Source organism: Rhodosalinus sp. (assembly GCF_046542825.1).
Lineage (GTDB): Bacteria > Pseudomonadota > Alphaproteobacteria > Rhodobacterales > Rhodobacteraceae > Rhodosalinus.
Genome location: NZ_JBKHAQ010000094.1, coordinates 1 through 10,589 on the forward strand (window position 1 = coordinate 1; position 10,589 = coordinate 10,589).

General features: G+C 69.9%; 10 protein-coding genes. 6 read left to right on the forward strand and 4 right to left on the reverse strand.

Features of this window, described 5'->3' with window-relative positions; all coding sequences use genetic code 11:
* Window positions 1-147 precede the first annotated feature (147 nt).
* The 3 genes from ACLFOB_RS11730 to ACLFOB_RS11740 all read right to left on the reverse strand — a co-directional run bounded on the left by ACLFOB_RS11730 (window position 148) and on the right by ACLFOB_RS11740 (window position 2,055).
* Window positions 148-885 (reverse strand): RNA methyltransferase, encoded by a 738-nt coding sequence (locus ACLFOB_RS11730; protein ID WP_410917063.1) that lies wholly within the window; start codon window positions 883-885, stop codon window positions 148-150.
* Window positions 886-1,004: 119 nt separating this feature from the next.
* Entirely contained in the window at window positions 1,005-1,556 is a 552-nt protein-coding gene (locus ACLFOB_RS11735) for a peptidylprolyl isomerase (RefSeq protein ID WP_410917062.1), read from the reverse strand.
* The gene (locus ACLFOB_RS11740) at window positions 1,549-2,055 is read right to left on the reverse strand and encodes a peptidylprolyl isomerase (protein ID WP_410917061.1); all 507 of its coding nucleotides are present in this window, start codon (window positions 2,053-2,055) and stop codon (window positions 1,549-1,551) included. The genes ACLFOB_RS11735 and ACLFOB_RS11740 overlap by 8 nt, the downstream gene beginning before the upstream one ends.
* Before the next feature lie 145 nt (window positions 2,056-2,200).
* On the opposite strand from ACLFOB_RS11740, the gene ACLFOB_RS11745 reads away from it, so the two are divergent.
* On the forward strand, window positions 2,201-3,394 hold the full coding sequence (locus ACLFOB_RS11745) for a phosphoglycerate kinase (protein ID WP_410917060.1): 1,194 nt from the start codon (window positions 2,201-2,203) through the stop codon (window positions 3,392-3,394).
* 74 nt (window positions 3,395-3,468) lie between these two features.
* Window positions 3,469-4,362, forward strand: coding sequence for a fructose bisphosphate aldolase (locus ACLFOB_RS11750; protein ID WP_410926176.1), 894 nt, complete (start codon window positions 3,469-3,471; stop codon window positions 4,360-4,362).
* 91 nt (window positions 4,363-4,453) lie between these two features.
* Here ACLFOB_RS11750 and ACLFOB_RS11755 read toward each other — a convergent pair whose 3' ends face one another.
* The gene (locus ACLFOB_RS11755) at window positions 4,454-6,079 is read right to left on the reverse strand and encodes an acyl-CoA dehydrogenase family protein (protein WP_410926177.1); all 1,626 of its coding nucleotides are present in this window, start codon (window positions 6,077-6,079) and stop codon (window positions 4,454-4,456) included.
* A 141-nt stretch (window positions 6,080-6,220) separates the two neighbouring features.
* Between ACLFOB_RS11755 and ACLFOB_RS11760 the strand changes: the two genes are divergently transcribed.
* The 4 genes from ACLFOB_RS11760 (at window position 6,221) to ACLFOB_RS11775 (ending at window position 10,572) form a co-directional block, all read left to right on the forward strand.
* Window positions 6,221-6,520, forward strand: a complete 300-nt coding sequence (locus ACLFOB_RS11760; RefSeq protein WP_410926181.1) for an FtsB family cell division protein — start codon at window positions 6,221-6,223, stop codon at window positions 6,518-6,520.
* A 230-nt stretch (window positions 6,521-6,750) separates the two neighbouring features.
* Complete coding sequence (pdhA, locus tag ACLFOB_RS11765) at window positions 6,751-7,758, forward strand: pyruvate dehydrogenase (acetyl-transferring) E1 component subunit alpha (protein ID WP_410926178.1); 1,008 nt, start codon at window positions 6,751-6,753, stop codon at window positions 7,756-7,758.
* A 14-nt stretch (window positions 7,759-7,772) separates the two neighbouring features.
* Window positions 7,773-9,155 (forward strand): pyruvate dehydrogenase complex E1 component subunit beta, encoded by a 1,383-nt coding sequence (locus ACLFOB_RS11770; RefSeq protein WP_410926179.1) that lies wholly within the window; start codon window positions 7,773-7,775, stop codon window positions 9,153-9,155.
* 13 nt (window positions 9,156-9,168) lie between these two features.
* Window positions 9,169-10,572, forward strand: coding sequence for a pyruvate dehydrogenase complex dihydrolipoamide acetyltransferase (locus ACLFOB_RS11775; protein ID WP_410926180.1), 1,404 nt, complete (start codon window positions 9,169-9,171; stop codon window positions 10,570-10,572).
* Window positions 10,573-10,589 lie beyond the last annotated feature (17 nt).

The following is a 10,589-nucleotide window of genomic DNA, read 5'->3' on the forward strand; positions in this document are numbered from 1 at the left end:
CGGCGGCCTGCGTCGATCATGCCGCCGCGGGGCTCCTGCCTGGGGCGCCCGGTCTCGCCCACCTCCTCGAAAAGCTTGCGTTTCCCGGTCATGCGCGCCTCCCGTCTGCGGGGCGATACCTATGCGAGCGCGCGCGGAGCGGCAAGCTCAGGGCGTGCGGTCGCGGTGCCGCACCAGTTGCCGCAGAACGCCGTGAAAGATCCGCACGTCGGCCTTCGTCAGCGGCATCCGGGACCAGAGGTTGCGCAGGGTGCGGCGCATGCTCCCGGCCTTGTGCTCGGGAAAGAAGAAGCCGGCCTCTGTCAGGCGTTCCTCGTAATGATCCGCCAGCCGCTCGACCTCGCCCGCCTCGGCCCAGCCGTCGGGGCCGGCCGCGATGGTTTCGTGCGTCACCTCCGCCGACTGGCGGCGCCACTCGTAGGCGGTGAGCAGCACGCATTGCGCGAGGTTGAGGCTGGGGAACTCCGGGTTCACCGGCACTGTGACGATGGTGTTGGCGCGCGCGATGTCGTCGTTCTCGAGCCCCGCGCGCTCGGGTCCGAAGAGCACCGCGATGCGCTCGCCGTTGGCCAGGCGCCGGGCGGCATCGGCCATCGCGCGCTCGGGGCTAAGGACGGGCGTCGTCATGCCGCGCGGCCGCGCCGTGGTGGCGTAGACATGGGTGGCATCCGCGACGGCGGCTGCGGTGTCGTCGAAGACCTCTGCCGCGTCCAGCAGCCGCCCCGCTCCGCTTGCCATGGCCACGGCCGCAGGGTTCGGCCAGCCGTCACGCGGCGCCACAAGCCGCATCCGGCCCAGGCCGAAATTCCACATGCCCCGCGCCGCGGCGCCGATGTTCTCGCCCATCTGCGGGCGGACAAGGACGAAGACGGGTTCGCGGATCATGCCACGTTGCCTCTGGATTGCCGGAAGGCCGCAGACCGAAGATTTTTCGACCGAAAAATCTTCTGCCGGACGGGAAAGTGCGCCTGCGATTTTTCGATCGAAAAATCGCAGACTTGGACTCACTCGGTGACGGTCACGCGGCTCATGGCGTCGGGCCGGCCGATCACCGCGCCGTTGCGGCCCTCGCCGCGTTTGATCGCGTCCACCACCTCCATGCCCTCGGTCACGCGGCCCACGACGGTGTATTGCCCGTTCAGATGGGTCGCGGGTGCGAACATGATGAAGAACTGCGAGTTGGCGCTGTCCGGGCTGGCAGAGCGCGCCATGCCGATCACGCCGCGCTCGAAGGGCACGTCGGAGAACTCGGCCGGCAGGTCCGGCAGGTCCGAGCCGCCCGTGCCGGCACGGGCCATGTCGCCGCCCTCCAGCCGGCCGAATTCCACATCGCCGGTCTGGGCCATGAAGCCGTCGATCACGCGATGGAACACGACGCCGTCGTAGGCGCCCGCTTCGGCCAGCGCGGTGATGCGCTCGACATGTTCCGGCGCGACCTCCTCCAGCAGGTCGATGCGGACGGTGCCCTGCGCCTCGCCCTCGATCTCGATCTCGAGACCCGTGGCGAAGGCGGGGCCGGCCGCGAGCAGCGCGGTTGCGAGAAGCAGTTTACGCATCGGCGGCCACCTTCACGCTGATCATCCGGTCGGGGCTGGCGGGCGGCTCGCCGCGGGTGATGGCGTCCACGTGTTCCATGCCGCCGATCACCCGGCCATAGACCGTGTACTGCCCGTTCAGGAAATGGTTGTCCTTGAAGTTGATGAAGAACTGCGAGTTGGCGCTGTTCGGGTTCTGCGACCGCGCGGCGCCCAGCGTGCCGCGGTCGTGCGGGATGCGCGAGAACTCGGCCGGCAGGTCCGGCAGGTCCGAGCCGCCGGTGCCCGCGCGCCGCGGGTTCCAGCCGTCTTCCATGTCGCCGTGCTCGACATCGCCGGTCTGCGCCATGAAGCCGTCGATCACCCGGTGGAAGGCCACGTTGTCGTAGGCGCCGGCGCGGGCGAGCGTCTTCATCCGCTCGACATGCTGCGGGGCGATATCGGGCATCAGCTCGATCGTCACGGTACCGTCCTTCAGCTCCATCAGGATGGTGTTATCGGGGTCGCGGATCTCGGCCATGCGGCGCTCCTGTGGGTCGGTGTGCGGGACCCTGTTACCGTGGCGCGCGCGTATGCGGCAAGCCCCGGAACGCCCGCGGATTGACCCCGCCCGCGCTTGCGGGGAAAAGGCGTGCAGCCCGCAGGAGGCGCGAAGGGACGAGGGCATGGACTGGAAAACGCTGGACGACATGGAACTGGGCGGCCGCCGGGTGCTGCTGCGGGTGGACATCAACGTGCCTGTCCAGGACGGACGGGTGACCGACGCCACCCGGATCGAGCGCATCGCGCCCACCGTGCAGGACATCCTGGACCGCGGCGGGCGGCCCATCCTGCTGGCGCATTTCGACAGGCCCAAGGGGCGCCGCGTGCCCGAGATGTCGCTGGAGCCCTTGGTGCCCGCGCTGCAGGCCGCCTTCGGCGCGCGGGTGCATTTCGCGCCCGACTGCACGGGTCCGGCGGCGGAAGCGGCGGCAGCGGCGCTGCCGGAGGGCGCGGTGCTGCTGCTGGAAAACACACGCTTCGAGCCGGGAGAGGAGTCGAACGATCCCGAGCTCGCCCGCGGCTTCGCCCGGCTGGGCGAGGTCTACTGCAACGACGCCTTCTCGGCCGCGCATCGCGCCCATGCCTCGACCGAAGGCATTGCGCACCTGCTTCCGGCCTGCGCCGGTCGGCTGATGCAGGCAGAACTTCGCGCGCTCGAACGGGCGCTGGGCGACCCCGACCGCCCGGTGATGGCGGTGGTGGGCGGCGCCAAGGTCTCCACCAAGATCGATCTGCTGCGCAATCTGGTCGAGCAGATGGACATGCTGGTGATCGGCGGCGGCATGGCAAACACCTTTCTCTATGCAGCCGGCTTCGGCATCGGCCGCTCGCTGGCCGAGCGTGACCTCGAGCAGACCGCGCGCGCCATCGCCGCCCGCGCGACCGAGACGGGTTGCGAGTTGCTGCTGCCGCGCGACGCCGTCATCGCGCGCGAACTGGCCGCGAATGCCCCCAACGAGGTCTGCCGGGTCGAGGACTGCCCGGAGGACGCGATGATTCTCGACGCAGGTCCAGAGAGCGTTGCGAATGTGATGCAGGCGCTGGAGCGCGCGCGCACGCTGATCTGGAACGGACCGCTGGGCGCCTTCGAGTATCCGCCCTTCGACGCGGCGACCAATGCCTGCGCGGCCCACGCCGCGGAACTGACGCGGCAGGGGCGGCTCGTGTCGGTCGCGGGCGGCGGCGACACCGTGGCGGCGCTGAACAAGTCGGGAGCCGCGGAGGCCTTCAGCTACATCTCGACCGCCGGAGGCGCCTTTCTGGAGTGGATGGAGGGCAGGACGCTGCCCGGTGTCGCCGCCCTGCGCGGCGATTGACGCCGGGGCGATTGCAACGTCCCGCGCGCTTGCCTAGAAGCGGGGCGGAGCGATCAGTGGAAGCGAGGGACCCGATGCCGACCGACGACCAGATCCGCCAGATGACCTCCGGGCCGGGTTTCATCGCCGCGCTCGACCAGTCGGGCGGCTCCACGCCCGGCGCGCTGAGCCTCTACGGCGTTTCCGAGGATCGCTATGCGTCCGAGGAAGAGATGTTCGACCTCGTGCATGAGATGCGGTCGCGCATCGTGCGGTCGCCCGCCTTCACCGGCGACAAGGTGATCGGGGCCATCCTTTTCGAGAAGACGATGGAGCGCGACTTCGCCGGCGTGCCGGCGGCGCAGTATCTCTGGGAGAAGAAGGGCGTCGTGCCCTTCCTCAAGATCGACAAGGGGCTGGATGACGAGGACAACGGCGTGCGGCTGATGAAGCCCAACCCCGACCTCGACGCGCTGCTCGACCGGGCGGTGGATCACGGCATCTTCGGCACCAAGGAGCGCTCGGTCATCAATGCGGCCTCTCCCTCCGGCATCAAGGCGGTCGTGGACCAGCAGTTCGAGGTGGCGCGACGGGTGCTTGCCAAGGGCCTCGTGCCGATCGTCGAGCCCGAGGTGACCATCACGATCGAGGACAAGGGCGATGCGGAGCGCCTGTTGCTCGAGACGCTCCATACCTACCTCGACGCGCTGCCCGAGGGGCAGAAGGTCATCCTGAAGCTGTCGTTGCCGTCGATGCCGAACTTCTACGCACCGCTCGTCGTGCACGATCGGGTGATGCGGGTGGTTGCGCTGTCGGGCGGTTACATGCGCGAGGAAGCCTGCAAGCTGCTCGCGCAGAACACCGGCATGATTGCCAGCTTCTCGCGCGCCCTGACAGAGGGGCTGACGGCCGATCAGGACGACGATGCCTTCGACCGCACCCTGAAAGAGGCCATCGACGCGATCTACGCCGCCTCGGTCGCCGGCTGAGGCGGACACAGGCAAGCCCGTAGTCCTGCGGTCCGGTCGCGTCTCGCGCGGTCCCTCGATCGACGCCAGGAAACGCGGCGCAGGTTCCGCCTCACCCCTGCGCCAGGCGGCCCAGGATGGCGCCCTCGTCGAGCCCTGCGACCGCCCCCGGCATCAGACCGCGCGGCGCGCCCAGGCGGCTTTGCGCATAGCCCGCGGCCACGGCTTCGGGCGCGGTGCGGATCAGCATTGAAGCGGCGAAAAGGCTGCCCAGGCTTTCCGCGAACCAGCGCGCCTCCGACTCGGGGGGCCGGTCCGGCCAGCGCGCGCGATGGGCGTCGAGCGCCGTGTCGTAGGCCGGCTCGCTGCCTTTCGCGGCGTCCAGTTCTGCATCGAGCGCCTCTGCTGCCAGCGGTTCCCTGGCCAGGGTGCGCAGGATGTCGAGGCAGATCACGTTGCCGGACCCCTCCCAGATGCCGTTGAGCGGCGCCTCGCGGTAGAGCATGGGCAACGGCGTGTCCTCGACGTAGCCCATGCCGCCCAGCACCTCCATCGCCTCGCCGATCACCGGCACCGCGCGCTTGTTCGAAACGTATTTCGCCAGCGCCACGGCGATGCGCGCCAGTGCCCGCTCGCCCTCGTCCGCGCCGTCGAAGGCGCGCGCCGCGCGCAGCCCGGCGGCCAGCGCCCCCTCCCAGTCGAGCGCGAGATCGGCAAGCACCGCGCGCATCAGCGGCTGGTCGATCAGCCGGCGCTGAAAGGCGCGCCGACCCTCGACCCACCAGAGCGCCTCGATCAGCGCGGCGCGCATCAATCCGGCAGGCGCCATCGCGGTGTCGAGCCGGGTGTGATGCACCATGCGGATGATGGTGCGCACCCCCTGCCCCTCCTCGCCCAGCAGATGGGCGACCGCGCCCTGATACTCGATCTCGGCCGAGGCGTTCGCGCGGTTGCCCAGCTTGTCCTTGAGCCGCTGCAGGCGTATCGCGTTGCGCCCGCCCTCGAGCCAGCGGGGCACGAGGAAACAGCTAAGCCCCCTGTCGGTCTGCGCCAGCGTCAGGAAACCGTCCGACATCGGCGCGGAACAGAACCACTTGTGCCCCGTCAGCCGCCACAGATCGCCGTCGCGTTCCGCCCGCGTGGTGTTGGCGCGCACGTCCGAGCCGCCCTGCTTCTCGGTCATCGCCATGCCCAGCGTCGCGGCGCGCTTTTCGCCAACCGGTGCCATGGCGGGATCGTAGGCGCGTGCGGTGAGCCTGGGCACCCAGGTCTCGGCCAGCGTTGGGTCGGCCTGAAGCGCGGGCACCCCGGCATAGGTCATCGTCAGCGGGCAGCAGACGCCCGGCTCCACCTGGCTCAGCAGATAGACCATCGCGGCATGGGTGACATGCCCGCCGGGCCGCCCCTCCCACGCGACGGCGGCATAGCCCGCCTGGGCGCCTGCCTGCATGAGATTGTGATAGCCCGGCGCGAAGCGCACCTCGTCCAGCCGTCGGCCGCCCCGGTCGAAGAGCACGAGGCGCGGCGCGTCGCGGCGCGCCTCCTCGCCGTCCGAACGGGCCTCTGCCGTGCCGAGACGGGCGGCGGCCTCCGCCAGCGCCGCCCCGTCGCCGCCCTGTTCGGCCACGGCCGCGCGCAGGGGCGCGTCGCCGCCCCAGAGGTCGGGCGGCGGCATCGGGCCGGGCTGGTTCTCGACGCTGTGGGTGGCAAGCCGGTCCTCGGGCGGCAGATTGGTCATGGCGGGCCTCCTCTCCCTGGCCAGCATAAGCGGTCGGGCCGATCCCGGAAAACCGTGACGTTGGGGATTCACAGTGCGAATCGCCTGTGCCATACTGCCCGATAGCGCCCCGTCAGAGGACGCAGCATGAGGCAGAGCATGATCCGCAAACGTCCCCAGCCCGCCTTCGGCGTGATCGCCTTCTTCGCCACGGCCTTCGGCCTTGGCCTCTATTTCGCCTTCGCCGCGGTGCAGGGCGATTACGGCCTCTTCCGCCGCGCGGAGGTGGAGCTGGAGGCCGCGCGGCTGACCAGCGAACTGGCAGCTCTGGAGACCGAGATCGCACGCTACGAGAATCTGACCCGCCGCCTGTCGGACGACCACCTCGACCTCGACCTGCTCGACGAGCGCGCGCGCGACGTGCTTGGCCTGATGCGCGCGGACGAGATCGTGATCCGATAAGGCCGCGCACAGCTTGCACCCAAGCGATCCAAGGGCCTGTCGGCACCCTCGAAAGCCGCGATGCCCGCGGGCTCTGCGCGCGCACCGCGCAGACGGCCGAACACCCTGCGGACCTCCCCGGGGTGGCGGCAGCAGGCCGCGCGCAAAGCCCCCTCGCCACCCGCCGGCGAATCCGCTAGAGAGTGGTTTAGCGTTGAACCATTCCCGTCCCCCGCGCGCAGGAGACCCGCATGGCCACCCGCAGACAGGCGAAGAAGCCGGCCGCCTCGACCGACGAGTTGAAGCATTACTACCGTGAAATGCTGCTCATCCGCCGCTTCGAGGAAAAGGCAGGACAGCTTTACGGCATGGGGCTGATCGGCGGCTTCTGCCACCTCTACATCGGGCAGGAGGCGGTCGTGGTCGGGCTGGAGGCCTGCGCCGAGGAGGGCGACAAGCGCATCACCGCCTACCGCGATCACGGCCACATGCTGGCCTGCGGCATGGACCCCAAGGGCGTGATGGCCGAGCTCACGGGCCGCGAGGGCGGCTTTTCGCGGGGCAAGGGCGGCTCGATGCACATGTTCAGCCGCGAAAAGCATTTCTACGGCGGCCACGGCATCGTGGGTGCGAACGTGCCCATCGGCGCGGGCCTTGCGTTCTCGGACCGCTACAAGGGCAACGATCGCGTCACCTTCACCTATTTCGGCGACGGCGCCGCGAACCAGGGCCAGGTGGCCGAGACCTACAACATGGCCGAGCTCTGGGACCTGCCGGTGATCTTCGTGATCGAGAACAACCAGTATGCCATGGGCACGAGCGTCAGGCGCGCCACCAAGTCGCCGGATTTCTGGGAACGGGGCGCCGCCTACGGCATCCCGGGCGAGGCGGTGGACGGGATGGACGTGCTGGCGGTGAAGGCGGCGGGCGAAAAGGCCGTGGCCCACGCGCGCGCCGGCAAGGGGCCCTACATCCTCGAGATGATGACCTACCGCTACCGCGGGCACTCGATGTCCGACCCCGCCAAGTACCGCACCCGCGAGGAAGTGCAGAAGATGCGCGAGGAACGCGATGCCATCCAGCAGGTGCGCGAGCGCCTGATCGAGGCCGGCGCGGCGGAGGACGACCTCAAGGCGATCGACAGGGAGATCAAGGAGATCGTGAACGAGGCCGCCGATTTCGCCCGCGAAAGCCCCGAGCCGGACGCCGCCGAGCTCTGGACCGACGTCTACACCGACGTCACGCCGCAGACCGCCTGAGGGAGCCCCCGCGCATGAGCACCGAGATCCTGATGCCCGCCCTGTCGCCCACGATGGAAGAGGGCAAGCTGGCGAAATGGCTGGTCAGGGAGGGCGACACCGTCGCCGCCGGCGACATCCTGGCCGAGATAGAGACCGACAAGGCCACGATGGAGTTCGAGGCGGTGGACGAGGGCACCGTCGCCCGGATCCTGGTGGCCGAGGGCACCGACGGCGTGAAGGTCAACACCCCCATCGCGATCATGGCCGGCGAGGACGAGTCGGTGGACGAGGTCGAGGCGCCGTCGAACGGCAGCGCGCTTGTGCCGAAGGACAAGGCGCAAAATTCCGAGGATCAGGCCGCGGCCGGGATGCAGCACCCCGCGCCCCCTGTCCCGGCCAGGGCGCGCGAGCCGGAAGTGCCCGAAGGCACCGAGTTCCGCCAGCAGACCGTGCGCGAGGCGCTGCGCGACGCCATGGCAGAGGAGATGCGCCGCGACGACACGGTCTTCGTCATGGGCGAGGAGGTGGCCGAGTATCAGGGCGCCTACAAGGTCACGCAGGGGCTGCTCGACGAGTTCGGCGCACGCCGCGTGATCGACACCCCGATCACCGAGCACGGCTTCGCGGGCCTGGGCGTGGGCGCGGCCTTTGGCGGCCTGCGGCCCATCGTCGAGTTCATGACCTGGAACTTCGCCATGCAGGCCATCGACCAGATCGTCAACTCGGCGGCCAAGACGCTTTACATGTCGGGCGGCCAGATGGGCTGCCCGATGGTCTTCCGCGGCCCCAACGGCGCCGCCGCCCGCGTGGCCGCCCAGCACAGCCAGGACTATGCCGCCTGGTATTCGCAGATCCCGGGCCTGAAGGTCGTGCAGCCCTATGCGGCCGACGACGCCAAGGGCCTGCTCAAGACCGCGATCCGCGACCCCAACCCTGTGATCTTCCTGGAAAACGAGATCCTCTACGGCAAGAGCTTCGACGTGCCGGTGATCGAGGATTTCACCGTGCCCCTGGGCCGCGCCCGGATCTGGCAGGAGGGGTCGGACGTGACCCTCGTGAGCTTCGGGATCGGCATGACCTATACCCTTGAAGCGGCCGGACGTCTGGCCGAAGACGGCATCTCGGCAGAGGTGATCGACCTGCGCACCCTGCGCCCGATGGACACCGCGACCGTGATCGAGAGCGTGAAGAAGACGAACCGCTGCGTCACCGTCGAAGAGGGCTGGCCGCAGGGCTCGATCGGCAATCACGTCTCGGCGGTGCTGATGGAACACGCCTTCGACTGGCTCGATGCCCCCGTGATCAACGTCACCGGCAAGGACGTGCCGATGCCCTATGCCGCCAATCTCGAGCGCATGGCGCTGGTCACCACCGACGAGGTGGTCGAGGCCGTGCGCCGCGTCACCTACCGCTGAGGGAGCGCGCGCGATGCCCACGGAAATCCTGATGCCCGCCCTCTCGCCCACGATGGAGGAGGGCCGCCTCGCCAAGTGGCTCGTGAAGGAGGGCGACACCGTCGCCTCCGGCGACCTGCTGGCCGAGATCGAGACCGACAAGGCGACGATGGAGTTCGAGGCGGTGGACGAAGGGACCATCGGCAAGCTGCTGGTGGCCGAGGGCACCGACGGGGTGAAGGTCAACACCCCCATCGCGCTGATGCTCGACGAGGGCGAAGGCGCGGCGGACCTGAAGGGCGCCGGCTCCTCCGCGCAGAAGGCAGAGGCTCCGACGCCCGAGACCACGAAGAAGGCGCAGGAAGAGCAGGAACCCGCAGCGGGCTACGGCCGCGCGCCCGAGCCGCAGGCGAAGGCCGCGCCGAAGCCCGCAGGCGAGATCCCCGGCGCCAAGGCCCCGCCCGCCCCGACGGACGCCGAGGGCAACCGTATCCTCGCCTCGCCCCTCGCCCGCCGCATCGCCGGGGCGCGCGGCATCGACCTTGCCCGGGTGACGGGCTCCGGGCCCAGGGGCCGCATCGTGCGCGCCGACGTGGAGAGCGCCGAACCGGCGAAAGCCGCGCCCGCCGCCGCGCGGGAACCGGCCGCCGCAGCCGGTGCCCCGACTGCCGCGCAGACTGCCGCGAAGACGCAGGCGATGCCCTCCGGCCCCACGGCCGAGCAGGTGGCGAAGATCTATGCCGACCGCGAGACGGAAGAGATCGCGCTCGACGGGATGCGCCGCACGGTGGCGGCCCGGCTTACCGAGGCCAAGCAGACGATCCCGCATTTCTACCTGCGCCGCGCGGTCGCCATCGACGACCTGCTCGCCCTGCGGGCGCAGCTCAACGCGCAGCTCGAGGCGCGCGGCGTGAAGCTTTCGGTCAACGACTTCATCATCAAGGCCTGCGCGCTCGCGCTGCAGGAGGTGCCGGATGCCAACGCCGTCTGGGCGGGCGACCGCATCCTGCGGCTCAAGCCCTCGGACGTGGCCGTGGCGGTGGCGGTCGACGGCGGCCTCTTCACGCCGGTGCTGAAGGACGCGCACCAGAAGTCGCTCTCGGCACTGAGCGCCGAGATGAAGGACCTCGCCGCCCGCGCCCGCGACCGCAAGCTGGCGCCGCACGAATATGTCGGCGGCAGCTTCGCGGTCTCCAACCTCGGGATGTACGGGATCGAGAACTTCGACGCGGTGATCAACCCGCCGCACGGCGCCATCCTCGCCGTCGGCGCCGGCCTGCGGCAGCCGGTGGTGCAGGACGACGGCAGCCTGGGCACCGCCACGATGATGTCGATGACCCTGTCGGTCGATCACCGGGTCATCGACGGCGCGCTGGGCGCACAGCTGCTGGCCGCCATCGTCGCCCATCTGGAAACCCCGCTGGCGATGCTGGCCTGAGAGATGCTGGCCTGAGA

Excerpts from the sequence above, each read along its gene's own strand:
- ACLFOB_RS11750 (WP_410926176.1), top strand. The coding sequence starts at position 3,469 with ATGCCGACCGACGACCAGATCCGCCAGATGACCTCCGGGCCGGGTTTC.
- pdhA (WP_410926178.1), top strand. The coding sequence starts at position 6,751 with ATGGCCACCCGCAGACAGGCGAAGAAGCCGGCCGCCTCGACCGACGAG.
- ACLFOB_RS11770 (WP_410926179.1), top strand. The coding sequence starts at position 7,773 with ATGAGCACCGAGATCCTGATGCCCGCCCTGTCGCCCACGATGGAAGAG.
- ACLFOB_RS11740 (WP_410917061.1), bottom strand. The coding sequence starts at position 2,055 with ATGGCCGAGATCCGCGACCCCGATAACACCATCCTGATGGAGCTGAAG.
- ACLFOB_RS11745 (WP_410917060.1), top strand. The coding sequence starts at position 2,201 with ATGGACTGGAAAACGCTGGACGACATGGAACTGGGCGGCCGCCGGGTG.
- ACLFOB_RS11755 (WP_410926177.1), bottom strand. The coding sequence starts at position 6,079 with ATGACCAATCTGCCGCCCGAGGACCGGCTTGCCACCCACAGCGTCGAG.
- ACLFOB_RS11735 (WP_410917062.1), bottom strand. The coding sequence starts at position 1,556 with ATGCGTAAACTGCTTCTCGCAACCGCGCTGCTCGCGGCCGGCCCCGCC.
- ACLFOB_RS11775 (WP_410926180.1), top strand. The coding sequence starts at position 9,169 with ATGCCCACGGAAATCCTGATGCCCGCCCTCTCGCCCACGATGGAGGAG.
- ACLFOB_RS11730 (WP_410917063.1), bottom strand. The coding sequence starts at position 885 with ATGATCCGCGAACCCGTCTTCGTCCTTGTCCGCCCGCAGATGGGCGAG.